The organism is uncultured Lacinutrix sp. (assembly GCF_947500605.1).
Taxonomy (GTDB): Bacteria; Bacteroidota; Bacteroidia; order Flavobacteriales; family Flavobacteriaceae; genus Lacinutrix.
On the sequence record NZ_CANMSJ010000002.1, the window covers coordinates 156875 to 182227 of the forward strand.

Genomic DNA, 25353 nt, shown 5'->3' on the forward strand with positions numbered 1-25353 from the left:
TTTTTCATTTCCAAGGTTGTTACTATTTGGGGAATTAAATATGTAACAAATATTCTTAAAAAAGAAACAAACCAATGCTTTTTCGTTAAACAGCGTATTTTTTTAACACTTTATCGGTGGTAAAATACTTTTTAGAATGATTTTGTAAGAATAATCTTATGTTAATCAATAATAGAAAAACCAGTATATGGTATTAAAGCTTCAGGAATTTCAATTCCTTTTTCTGTTTGGTAGTTTTCTAAAATTCCAGCTAAAACTCTTGGTAAAGCTAAAGAGCTTCCGTTAAGTGTATGTGCTAATTCGTTTTTACCATCGCTATTTTTAAAACGAAGCTTTAAACGGTTAGCTTGGTAAGTTTCAAAGTTAGAAACACTAGAAATTTCTAGCCAACGATCTTGCGCTGTAGAAAATAATTCAAAATCATAAGTCATTGCAGCAGGAAAACCAGTATCTCCTCCACATAATCTTAAAATTCTAAATGGTAATTTAAGCTCGCGTAAAATATCTTTTACATGCTCAATCATACCATCAAAAGCCTTGTAAGAATTGTCTGGATGCTCAACTCTAATAATTTCAACTTTATCAAATTGATGTAGTCTATTTAAACCACGAACATGTGCACCATAACTACCAGCTTCACGTCTAAAACAAGGCGTGTAACCTGTAATACCAATTGGTAACTCACTTTCATTTAATAAAACATCTCTAAAAACATTTGTTCCTGGCACTTCGGCAGTAGGAATTAAATATAAATTATCTCTAGAATCATGATACATCTGTCCTTCTTTATCTGGTAACTGTCCAGTACCATAACAAGACGCTTCGTTTACTAAATGTGGTAATTGGTATTCTGTGTAACCGGCATCAGTATTTTTATCTAAAAAATAAGCAATAAGCGCACGTTGTAACCTTGCACCTTTTCCTTTATATACTGGAAAACCAGCTCCGGCAATTTTATTACCTAATTCGAAATCTATAATGTCGTATTTTTTTGCTAATTCCCAATGTGGTTGTGCTCCATCGTATAATTCAGGAATACTTCCTTCGCTATAAATCTCTTCATTATCCTCTTCAGATTTTCCTGCAGGGACAGATTCGTGAGGTACATTTGGTAATTGGTACAGTAAACTTTGTAATTTATCTGCCGCAGCACTTAAATCGTCAGACAATGTTTTAGAGTCTTCCTTTAATGCACTTACCTTTTCTTTTAACTGGTTAGCTTCAGCAGCTTTACCAGTTTTATACAAGTTCCCTATTTCCTTAGATAAAACGTTAGATTCAGCCAAAGTGTTATCTAGTTTTGTTTGTAAACTACGACGAGAATCGTCTAACGCAATCACTTCTTCAACTATATCTTTAGCATCAAAATTTCTTTTCGCTAAACCTGTAATAACAGTTTCTTTGTTGTCTCTTATAAATGGTACTTGTAACATATTTTTTGTTTTTGGCGTTACCTAAAGGTCGGGCTGTACACTATATCTTTTTTAAGAAAAATAAAAAAAGATGCCGTTTCCATCCCTAACGCGAAATTATAACTCTTGTTTTAAAGTGGTAAAAATAGTAAGATTTTGTTAGCCAAAAAATAAGTATTGCTAATTGTTTTTTAATTTTGAAGGTAATATCCAATCGTTATGTGTAAAGTAGTTCCATTCTACATTTGCAAGATCTACTTTTGGATCTATAAGCTGCCTGAACGGCCTACTATTTACACTCACTTTGGCATTAACAAAAACTTGTATATCCTCTCCTTTACTCTTATATTCCTTTTTTAAATATTGTGCAAATTGCCAAATACCATCTGGTTTAGAACTTACCAAACGAATTTGCTTTTTGGTAAGGTAAGCACTCAATTTAATTGGCGTTTCAACTTTTGTATTAATATTAACCACCTTAAAACTTGCTTGTCCAGATTTAGAACGCAACATCATGCGCCAAGACATTCTATGGCCTTCTTCAGTCCATAGAACATTGTCCTCTATAAAATGATGCCGAATTGGTAATAGTAACTGAATAATAAAATAAAGACTTCCTAACGTTACTAAAATAGGTTTATAGCTTGGCACAATAATTTCTGCTTTAGCATAATATTCTTTCCTCTTTAAAAAAATGTTCTTAATAGTTTCTGGGTTAAAAAAGAATAATGAAAAAGCTAAAGATAAATATGGAAATACACCAACCTGAAAAACGATAGAATTAAATAAATGAAAGAAAATTGAAGCGAAAAAAGCATACTTTCTAGTTTGCTTAAATAACAATAATGGTATTATTAAACCATCAAATAGAATACCACCATAACCAACAAGGTATGGCATAAAATCATTTTGCAATAAACCACCAATAATAGGATAGTTAACTTTACTTTGCATTAGTATTCTTGGCATAGTTAAATCTAACCAATCGGGATACATTTTTGCTTTAGAGGCATAAGTATAAAGTATTAATAACTGAATTACAAAAATCCATTTACACCAAGCAGGCATAGAAATGCTTTTAATTTTAGGATTTAGTTTTACATCTAGAGACGCGTATTTATTTGCAGGTAAAAGAACCATAAATGCACTAAGTAAAACCAATAAGTAGTAATGATTATTATAGGACGTTTTCTGCATAAAATATACAGAACTCCACATTACAAAAAATAAAAATGCACTCACTCTATATTTATAGCCTAGCATTATAAGTAAACCAAAACTACCCATAATAACATAATAAACATACATCCAATCACCTGGCAATGGCTGTAACCACCCGAAACCTAAAAAAGTAAATGTAAACTTGGGTTCTACAAGTGTTCTTGTAATCCAGCCTGTAAAAATCGCTCCTACAGATTCTAAAAAACAGAGTAACCCAAAAATAATTCTAAAAACTATTAAAGCACTATTATCTATCTGTTTAAAAAGAAATTTATTGAGCATAATCAATTATAAATTGTAAAGCGTTCGTTTTATCTTTTAACAATTGCTTTTTAAGGGCATCAACCGATTCGAATTTCTCCTCATCACGAAGTCTTTCGAGTAATTCGATAGTTAATGTTTTACCATATATTTTTTCATCAAAATTAAAAAAATTGACTTCTATTGTTTGTGTTTTACCATTAACAGTTGGGTTTGTACCAATATTCATCATACCAAAAATAGTTTTTTCATCTATGGTAGATTTCACAATGTAAACGCCTTGCTTTGGTATTAATTTATAATTTTCACTTATATTAATATTTGCAGTTGGAAAACCTAATGTTCTTCCTAATCCTTTACCTTCCTCTACAATTCCAGAAATAATAAAAGGATAGCCTAAATAACTATTTGCTGTTTCTATATCTCCTTCTAATAATGCTGTTCTAATCTTTGTAGAACTTACAGCAACATCGTTTATATCTTGAGCAGTTATTTCTTCAACGTCAAAATTATACTGCTTACCAAAAGCCTTTAAATCGTCGATATTTGCTGTTCTATTTCTTCCAAAATGATGATCGTAGCCTATTATTACATGTTTTACTTTTAATTGCTTCACCAAAATAGACTCAACAAACTCCTCTGCTGTTAATCGAGAAAAATCCTTTGTAAATTTTTTAACTACTAAGTTTTCAAGACCAAATTGTTTAAGAATTTGCTCTTTTTCACTTAAGGTATTTAAAAGTTTAATATCTGCATCTTTTTGCAACACCATTCTTGGATGAGGAAAAAAGGTAAGAATGGTTGGTAACAAGTCTTTACTTTCACCAACTTCAATAAGCCGTTGAATAATTTTTTGATGCCCAATATGCACACCATCAAAGGTGCCAATGGTTACTACTGTATTTCTATTATCGATTAGATCTGGTTTCAACGCTTAACAATTTAATTACAAAAATAGAAAAAGCGGATTGAAATTACTTTCAATCCGCTTTTAAATATATATTAAGTAAAAATTACTCTTTAATAAACTTGATAGTTTTCGTTGCGTTTGCTGTGTTTAACTTTAAAAAATAAACACCATTTGCAATTGCACTAACATTTATTGTTTCTAAGTTAGTTACAATACTGAATACTTTTTTACCAGTAACACTATATATTTCAACACTTTCTAAAGTAGACTCTAATCCTTTTATATTTAAAGCATCTTTTGTTGGGTTAGGAAATATTGAAACTCCTGATAAAGCAAATTCATCAACGCTTAATGAATTTGTAGAAATATTAGTATTTTCTATTGATGCAAAATCACCTCCTGCAAATATAACATCTCCAGTAGATGTTGTTAAATCATAAGAACCAATACCATAAGCACAACATATACCATCTCCAAAAGCATCTTCGATTGTAAATGTGTAACATTCGTTAGGATCTACATCAAATGTTTCTGTATAACTCGTATTATTTGCATAAGAATTTCCTGAATACAGAACAGTTCCTGCTCCGTTTTTAAATTCCCATGAAGTTTCAGAACCATAATCATCAGTTAATAAATTAAAAATTATTTGAGGCGTTGTAGGATAAGATGATGCCGCAGAAAAATCTCTACTATCATCATTATTACAACTACGAGCATCTGCCAAACTATTTACATCTATAATACTAGCATTAAATGTTTGTGTTCCTCCTGTTGTCGTAATAACTGGTAATGCAATTTCATCATATTCACCATAAGCTAAAGAACCAGACCAGCTATAATTTAATGCCGTTCCACCATCTACATTATATGAAATATTAGCGGTAGTTAAATTACTAGTTCCCCAGTTTGTTATTTTAATGTTAGCATTTAATTCTGGATTACAATCTCCAACAGATAAACACTCTACAGTCACTTCAGCATCATTTGCTTCAACAGCAGGAGCAGTTGCTCCATTAGATGTTGCTAAACCGCTTCTAGGACCAGCAAGAACAGCTTGAACTCTAGCTTTCTGTCCAGCAGTAAAAGTATTCATACAAGTATCGTCTGTATAATCCATGTAATTTTCAATCATGTCTGTTGTAGAACAAGATTGGTGTCCTGTTGGACAACCATAGTTTGGTGCATCTACAGCAGGTGTATCAGCTACTTCGTCACCAACTCCTGCACAACCTCCTTGAAAAGTATGATATAAACCTAAGTAATGACCTACTTCATGAGTCATTGTTCTTCCTTTATCGTAAGGAGCAGAAGTATTAAATGTACCATCGTTGTAATCCGAACTACCAAAATAAGTATGCCCTGCACTTACTCCATCTGTGCTTGCTGCACCACCAGGAAATTGAGCAAATCCTAAAATTCCATTTAAATCACCAACATATTTAGAAGACCACATGTTCATGTATAAATCACGATCCCAAATTGTTTGAGTTTTCCAATAATCTACATCACTACTATTTGTTCCATCTTGACATATATTAACACGGTTAATACCATTTGTAATACAACCATCAGGCGTTTGTTTTGCCATAACAAAATTAACCTCTACATCTACTCCTCCAGCTGTACTTTGTCCAGGTGTGCCAGCAAGCATTCTAAAATCTTCGTTCATAACTGTAACTTGAGAAAGAACTTGCGCGTCACTAATGTTTGCACCAGTACCTAATGGTTCTCCATTATGAAGTACGTGAATAACAAGAGGGATAGTTACTACTACCATATTGTTTCTATTGCTATTATTACTTGTTACTCTAGCAATTTCAGTATCTATTTTATTTTTGAAATATTCACTACCCATCATATTTGGGTTAGTTTCTAGTAATCTAGCATTATACTCATCAGATCCACATCTAATAATTTGCCCATCATTACTCTTACTTTGAGCCAGCACTAAAGCAGGCAAACAAAATAATGTTAGAAGAAATAATTTGAAAGTAATTTTTTTCATAACGACACCGTGTGTTAAATTTTAGTTAATTTTCTTTAAAAATAGTAAAAAATCAAACTATAACGCAAAATTATCGTTAATTTATTTTCCATTAAAACTGTTCATTGTATTGTTTATTCCTGCAAGACCAAAAGATTTTATTAGTTCTATGCTTTTTTCTAATCGTTCATCTAGTTGGGAGTTTTCATCATCAGTCCATTCTCCAAGAACGTAATCTACCTGTCTACCTTTACTAAAAGCATCACTTATACCAAACCTAAATCGATTATATTTTGTTGTATTTAATTTGTCTTGGGTATCTTTTAAACCATTGTGTCCTCCATCACTTCCTTTCATTTTCACTCTAATACTACCAAACGGAAGGTTTAAATCATCAGTAATAACCATCAAGTTTTCTAATGGTATTTTCTCTTTTGTTAACCAATATAAAATAGCCTTACCACTTAAGTTCATATAAGTATTTGGCTTTAAGAAAATAAAAGTTCTTCCTTTTATTTTATAAGTTGCGATATCTCCAAGTTTTTGAGTTTCGAAGGTTAATTCTTCTTTTTTAGCGAAGTAATCTAAAATTTTAAATCCAATGTTGTGACGTGTATTTGCATATTCTCCTCCTATATTTCCTAGGCCAACAATTAAAAATTTCTTCATAGGGTTTATTTCTTCAACAATGTTTGCTTTCTTATTTCCGCTAAAATATTTAATAATACACTCAAACATATTTAAAATTATTTTAGTAAAAATAAAAAAGCATCCTGAATATTTCAGAATGCTTTAATAATTTCTTTAAAAGAATGATTTTTTATTCAGCTGCAGCTTCTCCTTCAGCTCCTTCTGCTTCATCTTCATCATCTTCGTCATCTACTATAACAGCAGCTCTAGAACGTCTTACTAAACATACAACAGTATTATCTGGGTGCATGAATGTATACTTTTCTGATGCTAATTTACCAATATATAGTTTATCACCAATTTTAAGATCTTCGATGTTAGTATCGATAAAATCTGGTAAGTTTCCTGGTAAAGCTTTAACTCTTAAGCTACGCTTGTTTTTACGTAAAACACCACCATTTCTAACTCCTCTTGGGTTTCCAATATAGTTTACTGGAATATCCATAGTAATTTCTTTATCCTCGAAAACTTGGTAGAAATCTACATGTAGAATTCTATCAGTAACTGGGTGAAATTGGATGTCTTGTAAAATAGCATTAAAAGTTTCTCCACCTTCTAATTCGATTACAACTGTATGCGCATTAGGTGTGTAAACCAATTTAGAGAATGCTAATTCAGCTGCTGAAAAATGTACTGATTTGTCTCCTCCGTATAATACGCAAGGAACCTGACCAGCATTACGTAAGGCTTTAGTTGCTTTGCCGCCCACGCTTTCTCTTTGAGATCCGTTGATTGTAATTGACTTCATTTTATTATTTATATTTAATTATTAATATACTTATTCAAATAACCGATTAAGGTTACATTAAAAATTTTGAACTAATCGATTTGTTATAATGTACGTTATGCATTACTTCAGCAAATAAATCTGCACAACTTATAACTTTAATCTTTTTACTTTTTTGTTTTAGCGGAATTGAATCTGTTACAATTAACTCCTCTAACTTAGAATTTTCTAATCTTTCGTAAGCATTACCAGATAATATTGGATGTGTACATATAGCTCTTACGCTTAATGCACCACGCTCCATCATTAAATCGGCAGCTTTAGTTAATGTTCCAGCTGTATCAACCATATCGTCTACTAAAACTACATTTTTACCAGTTACATCACCAATTAATTCCATGTGAGAAATTACATTAGCCTTAGCACGTTGCTTATAACATATTACTACATCACTTTCTAGTGCTTTAGAATATGCATATGCTCTTTTACTTCCTCCCATATCTGGAGAAGCAATAGTTAAGTTATCTAAATTTAATTCTTTTAGGTAAGGTAAAAATACAGTGGATGCAAATAAATGATCTACTGGTTTTTCAAAGAACCCTTGAATTTGATCTGCATGCAAATCCATGGTAATAATTCTAGTAGCACCTGCTACTTCTAACATTTTAGCAACTAATTTAGCTGCAATTGGCACTCTTGGTTTGTCTTTTCTATCTTGTCTTGCCCATCCAAAGTATGGTAAAACTGCTGTTATATGTCTAGCAGAAGCACGCTTTGCGGCATCAAGCATTAATAACATTTCCATTAAATTTTCAGAACTTGGATTTGTTGATCCAATTATAAAAACTCTTGATCCACGAATAGACTCTTCGTAAGATGGTTGAAATTCGCCATCACTATAAGTAGAAGTAATCACGTTACCTAATTGGGCACCATATGCCGCTGCAATTTTCTCGGCTAAAGTTTTACTTTGCGTTATTGAAAAAATTTTTGCGTCTGGCTTAGTATTTGGCATCGTAAAAATGGTTTAAAGTAGTGGAAAACACTACGTTATTTTTAATGAGGTGCAAATTTATAACTTTTTTTTATCTATGAAGCATAATCCCTACTATTTTTAGGACAATTAACAAAAAAAGATATATTTTTGCATACACAATTTGCTCAAATGGCGGAATTGGTAGACGCGTTGGATTCAAAATCCAATTTCTTCGGAAGTGTGGGTTCGATTCCCACTTTGAGTACTAAGTATTACCGTAATTAGTTGTTTTTCAATTGATTACGGTTTTTTTACGCTTTATTTTGCCGAGAATTTGCCGACAAGAAGTAAAAAACAAACCAAAAAACAAGCCTAAAACAGCTTAATAAAACCCGAAAAAACACCTTTAATCAATGAATATTTACAGTGTTTTTAACTTCTTTAAAGCAAAACCTACACTTAAAGTAATGCATAAACGATTCTTTTCAACTCACAATCGTTGATAAATAGATTTTTTACAAAAAATTCTATTTTATAGTTTTAGCAACAGAATACCAACAACAAACCAACAATAAAAAAAAAGAGCGCATACTACTATAAAAAATCGTTAACCATTATTAATACACTAGTCACAAGCACTATACTGCACAACCAACAATAACCAACACTGTTGCTATTAACTACTGTTGTTTACTGTTGTTTACTGTTGGTTCTTGATAAATTTACAACTTCAAAGCATTACGAGATGAACACATTATTTATTGTTAAATGCAAAGGAAATAATTCTTAAATGAGGTAAACCGTAATACAAAACCGATTTATATTTATATTTTTAAGGATTAAATAAACCAACAGCTATTAATTTCACTTACTAAAAACCATTGTTTTATACTAATTTCCAGATAAAAAATATTAATTATCTATTAAAGTTTTGAAATTATTAAAAACACTTAATCTATGGACATTTTTAAATACTTATACCACTATCACACAACAGAGCATACACGTATTAATCCTTTAGGTAAAGAAATTAGAGGAATTACACCCGTAATAAATGATACTTATTTTGAATATAATTTCGAAAACGCCTTGGACTTTCTCGATGTATTTGATGTAAATAGATCAGAGCTATATAAGGACGATGGCACTGACATTAGGACAAGTTATATATATAGAGGCCACAAACATCACTACTGGGATCTATTACCAAGTTTTTTTAGACAAAACCAAGATTATAAAGCAGCTTACTTAAGTGGCAATGGTCATTCTTCAGGAGAAGTTGACAACTTTTTACATTTCATTAAAGGTATTGATAGTATTGGTTATAATGTTAGCGACTATTCTTTTGAATTATTACAATTAATTAAAACCAGAGACAACGCGTCGTCTTCAAATTTCGACTTATCAAGTATGCTTTTTCATTTCCCTAACAAAAAACAATTAGAAGAATTAGCACTGGCACAACACTTTGGAGTAGAAACAAGATTATTGGATTTTACTGAAAACCCATTGACTGCTTTATTTTTTGCCAGTGAAAGCATTTACCCATATGATTTCCATTCAAAAAATGAAAATGACAAAATAGGAGTTTGGGTAATACCCAAACTATTAATAGACGCCATAAAACACGAAAGATTTCTCCACTATGTAGATGTTAAGAAGTACCAAAATAAATATATTTCTGCTCAAAAAGGAGTTTTTTTACATTATTTCCCATCCGTTAAAGAAGCTAGTAATAAATCCATAAACCTAGAGACAGACAACCTATTAGATATAACTTATAAACTAGACCAATTACTAACTTCAAAATTCAAAAACGAATCACTTAACAAGTTGATAAAGGAACATATTGGAAAACCTATGCTTTTTACTTTGCCACACAATGAATTATTCCCTATAGCCTCCAGATTAAATCAATTAAACATTAATTGGACAACATTAATGCCTAGTCTTGACGGTGTAAAAAAAGAGGTAATACGACAAAACAACAAACCTTTCTCTAATATTATTTAAGAAAGCAAAAATATTGAGATTTGCAAGAAGAAAAATCTGAACTAACTATAATCAAGAAGAGCCTAAGGATGCCTTAAATAAATTATAATAAATACAGGCAACAACTAACAAAGTCAATTATAGATTTAGATCATATAAGAAGTCATAAAAGTCTTTCTTTCTGAATTTTAAATCCTAAAAAAGTTCACAATCTCACACAAAAAAATATTACATCAGATGAAGCTTAGACTAGACTGGTTAAATAAGAATATTAATAATAGAAAACAGTTAATCCTATGAGTGAAAAGGTTTTTATATATGGTGATGAGTTTGGCACAAGTCATTTAGATATTAATATTCAAGGTAATATTTCTCATTTTATCTATGCATCATTAATCATTCAAGAAAAGGATTTAAAACAAGCATATAAAATCAGAAAACATTTAAGTGATAAATATTTCTCAGGAGGCAAGCTTAAGTCCAATTCTCGAGGCATGAAGGACAAGAATTTTGATAAAAGACTCGAAATACTCAGCTATATAGTCGATAATTTAGATTTCAAAATAAATACTATTGTTGCCGATAAATCTCTAATAAAAAGCAAAGGTCTTGAGTTCAAAGAAGTATTTTACAAGTATTTTCAATCTATGCTAGTACATAATATTATTACAGAGTATGAAAGATTTGAAGTTTATGCTCATAGAATTATAAGTGATAGCTTTGCAAAAGAAATGTATATTTATTTAGACAATAAGTTAAACACAAATACACTCTTTAGTAGTTATAAAATGGTTGATGACAAGGACGAGGTACTTGTTCAATTGTCGGATGTAATTGTTGGCTCTTTAGGGCGAGTTTTTACTCACTCACATTATCACAGTAGGTCAAATGAAATAATGGATATTTTGCATTTAAAAATGAATACACCTACCTTTTTTCCTTATAAAATTAACAATCATCTTAAGTCAAGTGCTGCCGATTTCAATGTGGATAATGATATAAACCAAATGGTAATCAATGATGTTGTTAACTATGTTGAAAACGATACAAATAGCAAAGAGAAGAAGGATTTACTAAAGTATTTACTTTTTATGAACAAAGTTTCTCCTTTCAAAATGAATGAGATATACGAAATAGTATCAAAAATGAATTTTCTACATAACAATATCACAAAAGACAATGTTAGGAGTATGATAAAAGATCTAAGATATGATGGTATATTAGTAATTAGTGCTTCAGGCAAAAGTGGCTACAAGCTTGCTTGTAACGAAACAGATGTTGTTAATTATTTTAGTCACTATTTTAAATATGTAGAACCTATGTTGGCTAAAATTGAAGTTGCTGATAAAAAAATCAAAGAAAGTAAAGGCTCGGAATATTCTTTATTAGACAATCCGAAATTCAACCTATTAAAGCATCTTATGACTATTTATAATAAATATTAACTAATGTGCAAAAAAATAGTTGAAAACGTTTTATTCATGTGAACTTTAGATAACACATAAACAAAACAGACCAACAGAGACAGATTGAATATCCCATTAATTAACAATAAAATATTTAGAAATTAGTTAAGAATGAATTTTATACCACCATTAGAAATAGCCTCAAAAATTATGACTTTAATTGAGGAGTCCAAAAAAGAGCTCATTTTGGTTTCCCCATATGTGGAGTTGTCAAAATGGAATAAAATGAGAAAATGTATTGATCGAGCAATAAATAGAGGAGTAAAAATCACCTTTGTTGCACGAAAAAATGCCAAGCAGAATTTAAGCTTTTTACAACGTCCAGAAATTAATTTAGTTCTAGTTAACGACTTACATGCAAAACTATATCTAAATGATGATTATGCGATTGTTACATCTCAAAATATTGTATATTATTCAGATATCAACTCCATAGATATAGCTTACAAAACCACCAACACGGAGCAAAGACTTGAGTTGGTTGATTTTATTAATAAGTATGTCGTTAATATAGAAGAACAGCAAAAGGAGGCTGCTAAAATAGTAGGTGAACCTAAAAAAACTATTAAAATAATTGACAAAACAATTGATTATGATGTGAAATTTTTAACTGCAAGTGAATTAGATAAATTGTCAGATTATTTTAACACCACATATAGTGATGTGAAATTTGTTACAACTAAGGACTATGTTTTTAGTAAGCACTTAGTCTCATTTGCTGATATTATGATTGCTTCTGTTTATACGGTTAAAACCCGAAAAGAGGACAATGATAATATTGAATACTTTATTAAGGAGATTTCCACATTTAATTTAAACCTACAAAATGATATTTCTGTTAAACTAAACACAGATCACAACAAATTTAATTATATCTATTTCGCACCTAAAGTTAGCTATGAAATTGAAGGCTTAATTAATGATTTTGAGTTAATAACTAACGCTATTTTGGAGTCAAAATACAAAAAGAAGCGAGATATAAGAGTAAATGTCAATGGGTGTAAAGTTATTTATAAATGATGTTGAGGTTAGCTTGTTCTCATATAATAGAAATAAAGCTTAATCCTTGTTCCAATATTTTGTGAACTCATCTTGTTCTGCTCCTAGTGGGAATAATACATGATACCAAAGACAATTAAACATATATTTGATTATTCTAACCCATCGAGGTAATTTTGATTTTGTCATAATAATTAAGTTCTTAGAGATTAGAATATAATGATTTAGAGACTCTACTCTATTATTGTTCTAAAAATATCTTCCAGATCACAGTTGTAATCTCCATCTGTTTTTAGTTGCTCGTCGGTTCTACCATTCGTCATGTCCCAAATGGAAGCTTTTACTCCTATTCTTGTTAATTCAATAATTTTATTACTAATTATTTCAACATCTTTTTCGCTCATATCTGGAATAATTAGAACCGTATGACCTATTAAGCAATTATATTTTGCTTCCGTTAAGCCATTACGTCCAGAATAAGACAGCCAAACAAATTCAGGCAATAAAATAGCACCAATTATTGCTGTTTTCTCGCTTTCAACTAAAACCAATTTATCTACTCCTTTTTTATTGTCAATTATTAAATGCTCTCCAAATAAACATGAAAAATACCCATCGCTGTTTTTATATGGAGCATTAAATTTATTTGTTCTTTTACCATTTTGGTTATAATATGCAACTTTACCTTTTTGAACTAGATTTTGCTTATTAATATTCCAAAAAACAGCACCTCCATCTGTTGTTGTTCCTAAAGCGTAGTCTTTAAATACTTCGTCAACATTGCTATTATTATAAGTATTTCTAATATATTTCATTAAATTATTTTCTGGAGTGTTTAAATAGTAGCTCCATATTGTTTTTTCTTCAATATACTTTTGTTTAATTACTGTTGTTGGTTTGTTGTTGGCTTGTTGTTGCCTTGTTGTTGGTGCTTTATGAGTTGTATCAAATGTGATAGGTTCGTACCTATTAGTATTATCGTTCCACATAAATTCTTTATTGCTTTCATCTAAATATATTGCAGGTGGCAGCGTTGCTTTACCGCAAGAATGACAATACCCATAGTTTTTAGATGAATTTTTGAAAGTAATAAATTTACCGTTTTTATTTACTTTATTGCAACAAGGCGTTATTAGTTTGTAATTTCTTTTGGTGTTAAAACTGTGTTTTGTTTCTTGCTTTTTCATTGCATTTTGTAAAATTTACTCTTTTGCTTAATTCATTGGTTACTTTCATTTGCCAACAACAAAGTAACAACGGAGTTGGTTTGTTGTTGTTAATTAGTTAGCATATAATATTTTCTTATTTATACATGCATTTCCTACATAAGCTACATAGGCAAAAAATAAAAATGTATGTTATGTGTGAAATGTAGATAGATTAAAAAACTTTTTTTTCTACATAAACACTAATACCGTAACTTTTTCTAATTACTTCAAAATTGTTTTTCTTTAATCTTGTAGAAAATGTTTTTTTAGAACAACAACGCATTCCAGAATCAATACAATACACTTTGTATTCGTTGTATAAGTTTTTTAGTGTGTAATTTTCTGTTGTAGATACAATGTAATTTTCATCTTCCATAAAGGTTAGAACACTATCAGAATATTTTTGATAGTTTAGAACTTCTTTTTCTGCAATTTCGCTACTCGTAAAATCATTCTGTTTTAATAATCTTTCTAGACCGTTTAGCATCCAGTTAAAAACACCTGAAAGTTCACTTTTAATAATTTTATTTGATAATTTTTTATCCTGATCGGCTTCTGGAATAGTAACATTAAATGGTATTATAATAAATCTTCTAAAAAAGGCATTTGTGTTCTCTACTTCTTTTGGTAATTCATTACAATTAAATAAGAGTTTAGCGTATTCAGTAATTACCCTATCTTGTTTGTATAAAACTTGTACGGGTAGTGGTTCTCCAGAAACCATTGATTTAAAAATATCACTTTTTAATTTACCATCTATTTCACTAGCATAGTTTAAAAGCTTGTATTCTATATTAATTCTAGATTTACTATTATCTTGAGTTAAGGAACTTAATGTATAATTGGTTGTGTTTTCGCTTCCCAATAGCGCCATTACAATCTCGTAAAAAACACTTTTCCCATTTGCTCCACTACCATAAAGCAAAAGACATTTTTCAAGTTTTAAAACATCATTTTTTATAAAAATTGAACCTAAATATTCTGCAAGTATGTCTTGTAGTTCTTTTTCTGGTAATACTTTATTAAGAAAACTTTGAAATAATGGAGATTTAGCGTTTTCATTATAACTGAAGGGTAATTGATACTTAATAAAGTCTTCTTTTTTAAATTTTCTTAAAGCAGTCATGTTTTCAGAAACTTCAAATGTTCCGTTTTTCAAATTAATCAATGTCGTTCCTTTTGAAATACTCATGCTTTTTAGTCCTCCCGCAGATAAAAATTGTTTGTACAGCTCCTCTTTAAATTTATAGTGTTTCGATTCATATTTATCAATGCCCAGTTTTAAAGCAGCAAGCCCTAAAAAGTCTGTAAAACTCTCATCTGTAACACTTTCCCAAAACTCTGAATTGTAGATGTAAATATTACTATTGCTCCTACATAGACTGAATCCATTCTTATTAGCAATGTTTATTATTTCCTCGATAGTGGTTACTAAATAATGTTTCTTCTGAAGCTTGTCATCTTCTTTGGGGAGATTAACTTTTTTTCTAAAATTTATAGGCTGAATAAGTTTTATAATTTCATTCAATAAATTCTCTGCATCAAGACTAATTCTATTACTTTTTAGGAAGTTTTTTTTAATATTAGCTCTAATGTTTTCGATACTGCTAGTTTCTGTATCTTTACCTTGATTTTTGGCGAAATCATTGGTGCTGTTTTTAGCACCTTTTTTATTGTCTTTCATATTCAAGGAAATTAATCGAATTGGTTCATTTTCTTAAGAGCCGATAAAACCTCAGATTTTTTATATCGAACCTTAGTACCTATTCTAAATGCAGGTAGAACATTGTTTTTACTGTATTTCCATAAGGTTACTAAGGAAATTGATAGCATTTGGGCTGTTTCCTCTCTCGTTAGTAGTTTATCATCTTCTGTGCTGTCTTTTTTGAAGTTTAAAAGAAGCTCTTTAACACCTCCTAAAATTTCGTTTTTGAAATCTTCGTTGTTGGTGTTTTCAATTTGTAGAATTTTTTTAATCATTGCCTTGTTGTTTAATTGTTACAAGGGCAAAACTATTTTACTTTACTAAATTTAATAAATTTGGGTAACCCATTAAATACCCAAATTACTTAAAAGTTGATTTATTTTATCTTGTGATTTTATAGCTACTTCTGATTTTTCAGATGGTTTTTTATCTATTTCAGAAATATAATCTCTGATATTTCTTTCACTAGCATTAATTAAAGGATTAAAGAGTTTCTCTTTGTCCGTTGGCTTTAAATTTTCCCATATATCAGATTTAATATCCCTTATTGCCTGTATCAACAAAACCTTTTCTCTTATGGTTAAAGGCTTACGTGCTTTTGAAGTCTGTTTTTCTGGAACATTCTGTTGTAATTTTCTAATTTGATCTTCATAGAAACGATCAAGATTAACTATTACAAAAAAACTGTACCATAATTTCAATATATCATTTTTTACTGAAAACATATTTTCAGAATCATCAACAAAATAATCCAAACCATCATCAAAAACATACTCTTCATTTAAATACTTATTAATCGTTTTAGGAGAAAAAATTATATTGTTTTTAACAGTATTTTTCCAATTATAATTCTTGTTTAAATGACCACCAGTGTATTCCTTATAAGAAAAATGATCTTTCACTTTTAACAAGTTTTTCTTTCGTTTTTTTAAACAATATTTTATTTTTTTATCATTCTCAAAATGAGCATTTAAATAGTGTTTTTCAATTTCTATCTCATTTTCAACACCCCATTCAACTGATAAATTGTTATTTTTTTCCATTATTGGATATTCTAAAACTTCAACTTCTCTTTTAAGAATATTATAAATATCTTCAAAAATGATATCATTAAATTTATATTCTTTTCTATTGAAGTAAATGCTTCTACCAAATACTTTGTTTTCAAAATCATAGTCAAAATCTTCAATTAAAAGTTGAATTACATTAGCTTTTAATAAAGCCTCAACTAACTCATTATTTAAAATAGTTATGTCTATACCATTCATTATACCTCTAAACATTGTGATATCTTTCATTCGTACTCTTTTTTCCAATTATTGTTTATAACCTCTATGTGTTGTTCTTGAGTTGCTTTAACGTATTGCGAAAACTGTTTTTCAGATTTATGTCCAGTTGCAGCCATAATTAGCCTTATTTGCACACCATCTAAATATAAATTAGTAGCCATGCTTCTTCTCCCTGTATGACTGGTTATAAGCTCCCACTTTTCGTAAATACCTTCCTTTTTTCGTTTTGTTTTTTCGTCTATTTTAGAGCCAAAAACCCTTTTTTTAATCCCCACATCTTTAACCACATCCTTTATGTATTTATTAAATTTTTGATCTGAAATAGTTTTTGGCAATTCTCCAGATCGTTTAGCTAAAATTTTAGTAATATTTTCATGTATTGGGATATGTAAATTTTGATTGGTCTTAGTAGTGGTAATATTAATCGATTTCTCTAAAAAGTTTTCTTTTGATAATTTAGAAATATCTGAAACTCTTAATCCAGTTCTTAGAGCTATTATAAATAAATCCCTAACGTTATTTAGTTTTTCATTGTCGCTAAAATCGTGTTTCAATATTTTCTCTATTTCTATGTTACTTAGATAAACATCATGAGTTTCATTTTTAGGCGCACTAAATCTCTTGTGCTTGTAAATTGGATTTATTGGTAAATTTTCAAATTCAATATTTTTACAAAATGTTTTAATCCTAGAGATCAAGACACCTGTAGAATTATTATTTAAATTTTCAACCGTTTTACAATAGTGAATAAAATCACGATGAAAGTCTAAATTAATATCCTCATGTCTATATCTTAACTTTTGATGTTTTTCAAATGCTTCAATCTTATTTTCAGCAGATTTGTAATTTTTAATCGTATTTTTTGATAGAGGAGATCCGTTATGCAATTGTTTATGCAACTGCTTTACATATTGTTTTATCCAGTCTAAAAAATAAGTTTTATGAGTTTCCTCAATAGTAGCTCTATTAAAAAAGGAATTAACAGCCTCTTTAAGCCACTTATCGTTTATTGAAGTGTTACTATTATAATCTCTATTATATCTATCAATAATATACAACTCTAGCTTTTCTAGCTTGTTATTAATAAAATCAACGTTGTTTGTTGTTGCTGTAATTTTTAAGCGTTGTTTAGCTTTAGACCAATCACTAAATACCACAGAAAAACCTGTTGTAGTTTTTTGATCTATACGTTTACTATCCCAAAAACGGACATAAATACTTGAGTGCTTTTTCTTACCTTTGATTATAAAGTATTTAACGTTCATATATTTTGCCGATATTTTGCCGAAAACAGTTAATTATTGTTAATTTATCTTAATCAAAATTAACTAAATTATTTTAATAATTAGCTTTAAAGCATTAAAAACAAAGGGATAGAGCCTATTTTAGTGATTTAACTGAAAAGCACAAATTAAGGCAAGCTACTTCCACTTTGAGTACCACAGAAAAGCATCAACTTAAAAGTTGATGCTTTTCTCTTTTTATTATATATTTACGTCTCCCTAAATATCATTTACAATGCTTCAAGAATTATGGTTTAACATACAGTACGGAATCAATCACGTACTAGACATTAATGCTTACGATCACGTATTATTTTTAATCGTTTTAACCGTGCCTTATTTATTTAAAGATTGGAAACGCATTTTCATGCTAGTCACAATTTTTACAATAGGCCATACTTTATCACTTATTCTGTCTACTTACGGAGCAGTTAAGATCTCTGGAAACCTTGTAGAATTTTTAATTCCTATTACTATATTAATTGTAGCTCTTTTTAATGTCTTCACTTCTGGTAAAGGTGCTCAGAAAGAAAAAATTGGCATACTTTTTATTTCAACGTTGTTTTTTGGGCTTGTACATGGATTAGGCTTTGCTAGAGAGTTTAAATTACTAGTTGGCGGAGAAGACAACAAGCTCCTAACGCTTCTTGAATTTGCTTTAGGCATAGAAATAGCCCAAGTAATAATAGTATTTATTATTCTATTTTTAGGCTACATTACGCAAACAGTTTTCAGATTTAACAAACGCGATTGGATAATGGTTGTTTCGGCAATTGTTGTTGGTTTAGTAATACCGATGTTATTAAATAGCCCTTATATAAAGTAGGATACGATAAAGTTTTCATAAATCTTCATTAATTGAATTGTAATTAAAATACTAACACGCTATCTTCGTTGTTATTAGTGAAATATGCACTATAAATTCTCAATATTTAAGATTTACTCAAATAATTTTTGGGTGCTTTGATATACGTAAGACAAGAAAGACATAAAGTTAATATGCCAGAAAACAAACAGTATAAATACGATAAAGCTTATTTAAGAATTGCAAAAGAGTGGGGAAAACTATCTCATTGCGAGCGCAAACAAGTTGGAGCTGTAATTGTAAAAGGACGCATGATTATTAGCGATGGTTTTAATGGAACTCCTACAGGATTTGAAAACTATTGCGAAGACGACGAAGGTTACACAAAATGGTATGTTTTACATGCAGAAGCAAATGCTATTTTAAAAGTTGCATCATCTACACAATCTTGCAAAGGAGCCACATTATACATAACACTATCACCTTGTAAGGAATGTAGTAAACTAATACACCAAGCAGGTATAGTTCGTGTAGTTTATCAAGATGGATATAAAGACGATTCTGGTCTTCGTTTTTTAGAAAAAGCAGGCATTGAAATTGTTCAAATTGAAAATCTAACAGCTTAAAAAATTTTATACAAATGAAATTGAAAAGAAAATACCTACCTCTACTTCTAGGCGCTGCTATTGCGGTTGGTATTTTTATAGGCGGTTCTCTAGATTTTAATGATAAATCTGATAGTCTTTTTACATCAAATAGCAAAAAGGACAAACTTAACAGACTTATAGATTATATAGACCATGATTATGTTGAAGATGTAAATACCGATAGCATTGTAGACGTTACTGTTAATGGTATTTTAGAAAATCTAGATCCACATTCTGTATACATTCCAAAAGAAGACATGCAAAGTGTTACCGAAAATATGAAAGGTGATTTTGTAGGCATAGGCATTAGTTTTTATACACACCACGACACTATTACAGTAATTAAAACTATAGAAAACGGACCTAGTGAACGTGCAGGACTAAGAGGTGGAGACAGAATAATTACCGCAGATGGCGATTCTATATTTGGACGAGACTTAACAAATGGCGACTTAGCCAAAAAGCTGAAAGGTAAAAAAAACACAGATGTCACTTTAAAAGTTATTAGAAAAGGAGAAGAAAACCCATTAGAGTTTAAAATAACTAGAGATAACATTCCAATTGTAAGTGTTGATGCCGCTTACATGCTATCCGAAAATTTAGGCTATATAAAAATTAATCGTTTTGCAGAATCTACTTATAAAGAATTTAAAAAAGCATTAACAAAACTTGAAAAGGAAGGAGCCACAGAAATGGTTTTAGACCTTAGAGGAAATCCTGGTGGCTTTTTAGGTATAGCAGAACGTATTGTTGATGAGTTTCTTGAAGATGACAAACTCATCCTTTTTACAAAAAACAAAAGAGGTAAGATTGAAAAAAACTTTGCAACCGGAAAAGGCTCTTTTGAAGATGGACATGTTTATGTTTTAATAGACGAAAACTCAGCATCGGCAAGTGAAATTGTTGCAGGAGCACTACAAGACAATGACAAAGGAACCATTGTTGGTCGTCGTTCTTACGGAAAAGGACTTGTACAACGCGAAATGCAATTGGGAGATGGAAGCGCAGTAAGACTTACGGTTTCTCGTTATTACACTCCAACTGGTCGCTCTATCCAGCGCGCTTACGATAAAGGAAACAGAGATTATTTTGACGATTACTACTCTAGAATAGATAGTGGCGAATTATTAGATCCTGAAAAGATTGAAATAGCAGATTCTTTAAAATTTACTACTCCAAAAGGAAAAGTGGTTTATGGTGGTGGTGGCATAATACCAGATGTTTTTGTACCACTAGACGAAGGCATGCAAAATGAGACTATAACATTTTTAGACCGCAGAGGTTTTATAAGAAGTTTCGTTTTCGAACAGTTAGAAAAAGACCGAACCATCTACAAAGACATCTCTAAAGAAGACTTTTTAATTAATTTTGAAATTACAGATGAAGTGGTTGAAGATTTTCAAGATTATTTAAATGAAAAACGAAACACTAACATTGTTTTTATTGTTTACAAGGCAGAAATGAAACAATATCTTAAAGCAGCATTTGCAGATCAACTTTTTGGAAATGGCACATACGAAGAAGTCATTAACCAAAAGGATATTATGATAAACGAAGTTATAAACTTGAGTTTAAATAAAGATTTTACAGAAGATTAGTTTTATTCCTTTGTAAGCACACAAGAATACTTAGTGCTTATCGTGAACTTTAGTCTGTTTACCGTTATTCCAAAGTGTTAGAATATCTGTAGCAACATGCGCTCCACTACCAGAAGCTATTGCAAATTGACTACGCCAACCAGCCAAAGTACCAGCTACATATAAATTATCATCAATTAAATGATCTGTATTTTCTAACCAAATTCTATCCTTTTCTATTGCTGCTCTTGGGTGTGGTTTTATATAATCTTCTAAACCATCAATATTAAGTAAATTAGTGTAACCAACCGCAACAACAACACGCTTAGTATTGTATACTTTTTTATTAGTCGTAACTAAAAAACCTTCTGTTGTTTTAGAAATCCCATTTACTTTTTCATTTTCAATTTGAAGTACTTCAGGATACAATTGTGTTAATTGCTGTACACCTTCAATTAAAATGTCCTTACCCAATGTACCAGGTTTTAATCCTAACACATTATTAAACAAAGCATTTTGTAAATGAGAGCTTTTTTGATGCGTAATAATAGCTACCTTCCTACCTTCAGCAAATGGCTTTTTTAAACCAGAACCCAAAACTAAAGCACAAGACAAACCTGCCGCACCACCACCAATAATGAGAGTATCTAGCATTAGCCTTTGCTTTTTTCTTCAATTTTTTTAGAAATTCTTAAAACCTGAAGCAATAAGATTGCACAAAGTGCAGCTACAATAGTAATTACAGCAATCATGCTTTCATCTTTAAAAAACCCTTGAAAATCTAGTTTTGTAGCATTGTAAATTATTAATCCTACTGCAACAATATTAAGTATAAGTGTAAATATTTTCATAATACAAATCTAAGCAAAAAGAATCTTAACGTTATGAGCAAATAGCTTAATTGAAATAGCCAATAATATAACTCCAAATACTTTTCTAATAATACTTATTCCGTTTTGTCCTATAAAACGCTCTATTCTACTAGATGTTTTTAAAACAATATAAATTAAAAGAACATTCAATAATACTGCAATAATAATATTACTTATTTCGTATTCTGCTCTAAGCGATAATAGCGTTGTTAAACTTCCAGGACCGGCAATTAATGGAAAAGCTAACGGAAATACAGAGGCCGTCATTGGGTTAGTATCTTCTTCCTTATATAAGGTAATACCTAAAATCATTTCTAAGGCAATAAAAAACAAAATAAAAGATCCAGCAACCGCAAAAGAGCTAACATCTATACCAATTAAATTTAATATGCTTTTTCCTAAAAATAAAAATGCAATTAATATTACTCCAGCAATAATTGAAGCCTTTTCACTTTGTATGTGACCCGCTTTTTTACGTAAGTCTATAATAATAGGAATGTTACCTACAACATCTATTACAGCAAACAGTACCATAAATACTGTAAATATTTCTTTAAAATCCAAACTCATAACTAAATTTCTTAAATTTTCGGCAAAAGTACTCCTTAATAAAAGAATTTCAAGATTAAATTAATGTTAAATTATAGTTGGAATTTAATATCTTAAAATTGAAGAATTTCGTCTTATCTTTGTATTCCATTCGAGTTTAAATTAAGTATGTTTCAAATAGGAAAAACAATAGTATCAGAGTCTATTATAGAAAACGATTTTGTTTGTAATTTATCAGCATGTAAAGGTGCTTGTTGTATTGATGGCGACGCTGGAGCGCCTTTAACAGAAGAAGAAGCGGGAATTCTTGAAGATATCTACCCAAAAGTAAAACCATTTTTAAGACAAGAAGGAATTGATGCTATCGAAGCACAAGGCACTTCTATTGTAGCCGATTTTGGAGAACTAGAAACGCCCTTAATTAACGGAGCAGATTGTGCATACGTTATTTTCGATGAGAAAAAGACTGCATTATGTGCTATAGAAGAAGCCTACAATCAAGGAGAAATAACATGGAAAAAACCCGTCTCTTGCCACTTATACCCTATTAGAATAAAAGAATACACAGAGTTTTCTGCTGTTAATTACGATAAATGGGAAATCTGCGACGACGCTTGCAGCCTAGGTAAAGAACTTCAAGTACCAGTTTACAAATTTGTAAAAGAAGCATTGGTTAGAAAATTTGGTGAAGATTGGTACACCGAATTAGAAAAAGTTGCAGAAACAATGAAATAGTTACTTTACTATTTTAATACTACACTAACCTTTAGTTGTTCTTTTTAATAACGCCTTAATCAATTACCTCCTTTTATTAAAATTTCTGAAGCATTAAACTAAAGATTCCTGATTTACTCTCGACTTTTTAGTTTATAAATAATCTTGTTATATATACTTTTTCTAATATTCAAAATAGACTTGTATTATCCAATTCTATAACTAAAATAAATACTTTATTCTTTAAGTAATTAAAATTTAAATCTTAAATAAGATAGTAAAGATTTGCTTAGTGAATTTTAAAATAAAATCAATAAATAATCTCACTTTTTTTCAAAAAATTAAAACATTTTACATCACTATTTTTTTTATTAAAAACAGGCGTTTTATTTATTTTTGTTTTTTCAAAAAACCCTTATTTCATTGCTTGTAGGCCGATATTCGTGTTTTTAAATTTCTATTAATCAGTTAATTATGTAAGCGATCTGTAATTCGCTGAAAAACAAGGCAGACACTACGTTGTTAAAAACTTGTTGACAACGTTTACAAGATAGTCTTTCATTTTCGGGTACAATTGTCAATCTTTGTTGAGTACAAAATGAAGTCGATTTTTTGTTGTCTTAAACTCTTTAAAAAGAGAAACAATAAATCCTTTTTTTTTTAAAACACAAGTCCTTTTTGTTACCTAAATATAAGAGGAGAAAAATATAACACGTTTTTACAGTTTTACTAAATATTTTTTGGATGATGTACATCCAATAAACAACTAGCTATTTGATTGAAATTTATGGAAATTACACAAATTATAAAAAGAGATTACGAAACAACTCCTTTTGTTTTAAATAAAATCTCTAACGCTATAGAAAAAGCAATGCTTTCTGTAGGCAATGGAACTAAAGAAGATGCTCATGAGATTTCTTCTAACGTTTTAAAAGCATTAATAAGCAGAAAGGAAGAGGATAGTAAATACTTGCCAACTGTAGAACAGGTACAAGATCTTGTTGAAGATAAATTAATGGAGAGCGCATTTCACGATGTGGCTAAAGCCTATATTTTATATAGAGATGAGCAAACAAGAAATAGAAAGACAAATATTTTTGAAAAAAGAATAAACTTAAAGCCTTACGAATATCCAGCTCTTAACGAGTATGTAGATGCTATTAGACACTCTTACTGGATTCATTCTGAATTTAACTTTACAAGTGATATTCAAGATTTTAAAACAAAACTTACTATAGTAGAACAAAACGCTATTAAAAACACAATGCTTGCAATTTCTCAAATAGAAGTTGCAGTAAAAAGTTTTTGGGGCGACTTGTATAACAAAATGCCTAAACCAGAAATAGGATCTGTAGGTGCTACTTTCGCCGAAAGTGAAGTTAGGCATCATGATGCTTATTCGCATTTGTTAGAGATTTTAGGACTAAACAACGAATTTAAAAACCTAAAAAAGAAACCGGTAATAATGCGTCGTGTTCAATATTTAGAAACAGCATTAAAAAACGCGAAAAGCGAAGACAATAAAGAATTTTCAGAATCTATTTTGTTATTCTCTCTATTTATAGAGCACGTGTCTTTATTTTCTCAGTTTTTAATAATCATGGCTTTCAACAAGCATAAAAACATGCTTAAAGGTGTATCTAATGTTGTTGAGGCAACATCTAAAGAAGAACAGATTCACGGTGATTTTGGAATCGATATTCTTAAAATAATAAAAGAAGAAAACCCAACATGGTTTGATGCAGAACATGCAGCTCAAGTACAAGAACTATGTAAAGAAGCATTCGAATCTGAAAGTAATATTGTAGACTGGATTTTCGAAGCTGGAGAATTAGATTTCTTACCAAAAGATGTTATTAACGAGTTCCTTAAAAATCGTTTTAATAATTCTTTAGAAAGTATTGGAATTGGAAAAGTATTTGAAGTAGATGAAACATTAATTGCAAAAACCGAATGGTTTGATGACGAGATAATTGGAACTAAACATGGAGATTTCTTTGTTAAGCGATCAATAAACTATAGTAAAAGAACAAAAAGTATAACTAGCGACGACCTATTTTAAT

At 30.1% G+C, this 25353-nt stretch carries 23 protein-coding genes and 1 tRNA gene; 9 read left to right on the forward strand and 15 right to left on the reverse strand.

Annotated features, from left to right (window positions below):
• Positions 1 to 161 precede the first annotated feature (161 nt).
• From serS to Q0935_RS03925, 7 genes are all read right to left on the reverse strand, one after another.
• Complete coding sequence (gene serS / locus Q0935_RS03895; RefSeq protein WP_299382557.1) at positions 162 to 1433, reverse strand: serine--tRNA ligase; 1272 nt, start codon at positions 1431 to 1433, stop codon at positions 162 to 164.
• Positions 1434 to 1592: 159 nt separating this feature from the next.
• Complete coding sequence (locus Q0935_RS03900; RefSeq protein WP_299382559.1) at positions 1593 to 2915, reverse strand: HTTM domain-containing protein; 1323 nt, start codon at positions 2913 to 2915, stop codon at positions 1593 to 1595.
• The gene (locus Q0935_RS03905) at positions 2905 to 3825 is read right to left on the reverse strand and encodes a bifunctional riboflavin kinase/FAD synthetase (protein WP_299382561.1); all 921 of its coding nucleotides are present in this window, start codon (positions 3823 to 3825) and stop codon (positions 2905 to 2907) included. Before Q0935_RS03905 ends, Q0935_RS03900 begins: the two co-directional genes overlap by 11 nt.
• Positions 3826 to 3907: 82 nt before the next feature.
• Positions 3908 to 5812 (reverse strand): M43 family zinc metalloprotease, encoded by a 1905-nt coding sequence (locus Q0935_RS03910; protein ID WP_299249376.1) that lies wholly within the window; start codon positions 5810 to 5812, stop codon positions 3908 to 3910.
• 81 nt (positions 5813 to 5893) lie between these two features.
• On the reverse strand, positions 5894 to 6460 hold the full coding sequence (pth, locus tag Q0935_RS03915) for an aminoacyl-tRNA hydrolase (protein WP_299249373.1): 567 nt from the start codon (positions 6458 to 6460) through the stop codon (positions 5894 to 5896).
• A 151-nt stretch (positions 6461 to 6611) separates the two neighbouring features.
• Complete coding sequence (locus tag Q0935_RS03920) at positions 6612 to 7229, reverse strand: 50S ribosomal protein L25/general stress protein Ctc (RefSeq protein ID WP_299249370.1); 618 nt, start codon at positions 7227 to 7229, stop codon at positions 6612 to 6614.
• 52 nt (positions 7230 to 7281) lie between these two features.
• Positions 7282 to 8223: a ribose-phosphate pyrophosphokinase gene (locus tag Q0935_RS03925; RefSeq protein WP_299249367.1), complete on the reverse strand. Its 942-nt coding sequence runs from the start codon at positions 8221 to 8223 to the stop codon at positions 7282 to 7284.
• A 144-nt stretch (positions 8224 to 8367) separates the two neighbouring features.
• Here Q0935_RS03925 and Q0935_RS03930 point away from each other — a divergent pair.
• The 4 genes from Q0935_RS03930 to Q0935_RS03945 all read left to right on the forward strand — a co-directional run bounded on the left by Q0935_RS03930 (position 8368) and on the right by Q0935_RS03945 (position 12662).
• Positions 8368 to 8449, forward strand: a tRNA-Leu gene (locus Q0935_RS03930).
• A 692-nt stretch (positions 8450 to 9141) separates the two neighbouring features.
• The gene (locus Q0935_RS03935) at positions 9142 to 10197 is read left to right on the forward strand and encodes an FRG domain-containing protein (RefSeq protein ID WP_299382564.1); all 1056 of its coding nucleotides are present in this window, start codon (positions 9142 to 9144) and stop codon (positions 10195 to 10197) included.
• A 275-nt stretch (positions 10198 to 10472) separates the two neighbouring features.
• Entirely contained in the window at positions 10473 to 11621 is a 1149-nt protein-coding gene (locus Q0935_RS03940) for a DUF3800 domain-containing protein (RefSeq protein WP_299382567.1), read from the forward strand.
• A gap of 132 nt (positions 11622 to 11753) precedes the next feature.
• A complete protein-coding gene (locus Q0935_RS03945; RefSeq protein ID WP_299382569.1) occupies positions 11754 to 12662 on the forward strand; it encodes a hypothetical protein in 909 nt (302 codons plus the stop codon).
• A gap of 212 nt (positions 12663 to 12874) precedes the next feature.
• Here the strand turns inward: Q0935_RS03945 and Q0935_RS03950 are convergent, their stop codons facing one another.
• The 5 genes from Q0935_RS03950 to Q0935_RS03970 all read right to left on the reverse strand — a co-directional run bounded on the left by Q0935_RS03950 (position 12875) and on the right by Q0935_RS03970 (position 18108).
• Positions 12875 to 13828 (reverse strand): DUF6371 domain-containing protein, encoded by a 954-nt coding sequence (locus Q0935_RS03950; protein ID WP_299382571.1) that lies wholly within the window; start codon positions 13826 to 13828, stop codon positions 12875 to 12877.
• A gap of 193 nt (positions 13829 to 14021) precedes the next feature.
• Positions 14022 to 15533, reverse strand: a complete 1512-nt coding sequence (locus Q0935_RS03955) for a phage/plasmid primase, P4 family (RefSeq protein ID WP_299382573.1) — start codon at positions 15531 to 15533, stop codon at positions 14022 to 14024.
• An 11-nt stretch (positions 15534 to 15544) separates the two neighbouring features.
• Entirely contained in the window at positions 15545 to 15829 is a 285-nt protein-coding gene (locus tag Q0935_RS03960) for a helix-turn-helix domain-containing protein (protein WP_299382575.1), read from the reverse strand.
• Between the two features lie 72 nt (positions 15830 to 15901).
• Positions 15902 to 16852, reverse strand: coding sequence for a hypothetical protein (locus Q0935_RS03965; RefSeq protein ID WP_299382578.1), 951 nt, complete (start codon positions 16850 to 16852; stop codon positions 15902 to 15904).
• Positions 16849 to 18108 (reverse strand): site-specific integrase, encoded by a 1260-nt coding sequence (locus Q0935_RS03970; protein ID WP_299382580.1) that lies wholly within the window; start codon positions 18106 to 18108, stop codon positions 16849 to 16851. The genes Q0935_RS03965 and Q0935_RS03970 overlap by 4 nt, the downstream gene beginning before the upstream one ends.
• A gap of 253 nt (positions 18109 to 18361) precedes the next feature.
• Here Q0935_RS03970 and Q0935_RS03975 point away from each other — a divergent pair, with 253 nt between their 5' ends.
• From Q0935_RS03975 to Q0935_RS03985, 3 genes are all read left to right on the forward strand, one after another.
• The gene (locus Q0935_RS03975; protein ID WP_299382582.1) at positions 18362 to 18952 is read left to right on the forward strand and encodes a HupE/UreJ family protein; all 591 of its coding nucleotides are present in this window, start codon (positions 18362 to 18364) and stop codon (positions 18950 to 18952) included.
• A 173-nt stretch (positions 18953 to 19125) separates the two neighbouring features.
• Positions 19126 to 19557: a dCMP deaminase family protein gene (locus tag Q0935_RS03980; RefSeq protein WP_299249362.1), complete on the forward strand. Its 432-nt coding sequence runs from the start codon at positions 19126 to 19128 to the stop codon at positions 19555 to 19557.
• A 14-nt stretch (positions 19558 to 19571) separates the two neighbouring features.
• Positions 19572 to 21176: a S41 family peptidase gene (locus tag Q0935_RS03985; RefSeq protein WP_299382584.1), complete on the forward strand. Its 1605-nt coding sequence runs from the start codon at positions 19572 to 19574 to the stop codon at positions 21174 to 21176.
• Between the two features lie 30 nt (positions 21177 to 21206).
• Here the strand turns inward: Q0935_RS03985 and Q0935_RS03990 are convergent, their stop codons facing one another.
• The 3 genes from Q0935_RS03990 to Q0935_RS04000 are packed head-to-tail and all read right to left on the reverse strand — an operon-like array spanning position 21207 to position 22597.
• On the reverse strand, positions 21207 to 21809 hold the full coding sequence (locus Q0935_RS03990; protein ID WP_299249356.1) for an FAD-dependent oxidoreductase: 603 nt from the start codon (positions 21807 to 21809) through the stop codon (positions 21207 to 21209).
• The gene (locus Q0935_RS03995; protein WP_299249353.1) at positions 21809 to 22006 is read right to left on the reverse strand and encodes a hypothetical protein; all 198 of its coding nucleotides are present in this window, start codon (positions 22004 to 22006) and stop codon (positions 21809 to 21811) included. The genes Q0935_RS03990 and Q0935_RS03995 overlap by 1 nt, the downstream gene beginning before the upstream one ends.
• Before the next feature lie 9 nt (positions 22007 to 22015).
• Positions 22016 to 22597, reverse strand: a complete 582-nt coding sequence (locus Q0935_RS04000; RefSeq protein ID WP_299249351.1) for a MarC family protein — start codon at positions 22595 to 22597, stop codon at positions 22016 to 22018.
• Between the two features lie 147 nt (positions 22598 to 22744).
• Between Q0935_RS04000 and Q0935_RS04005 the strand changes: the two genes are divergently transcribed.
• Both Q0935_RS04005 and Q0935_RS04010 read left to right on the forward strand, forming a co-directional pair.
• Positions 22745 to 23311: a DUF3109 family protein gene (locus tag Q0935_RS04005; RefSeq protein WP_299249348.1), complete on the forward strand. Its 567-nt coding sequence runs from the start codon at positions 22745 to 22747 to the stop codon at positions 23309 to 23311.
• A gap of 766 nt (positions 23312 to 24077) precedes the next feature.
• On the forward strand, positions 24078 to 25352 hold the full coding sequence (locus Q0935_RS04010) for a ribonucleotide-diphosphate reductase subunit beta (protein ID WP_299249346.1): 1275 nt from the start codon (positions 24078 to 24080) through the stop codon (positions 25350 to 25352).
• Position 25353 lies beyond the last annotated feature (1 nt).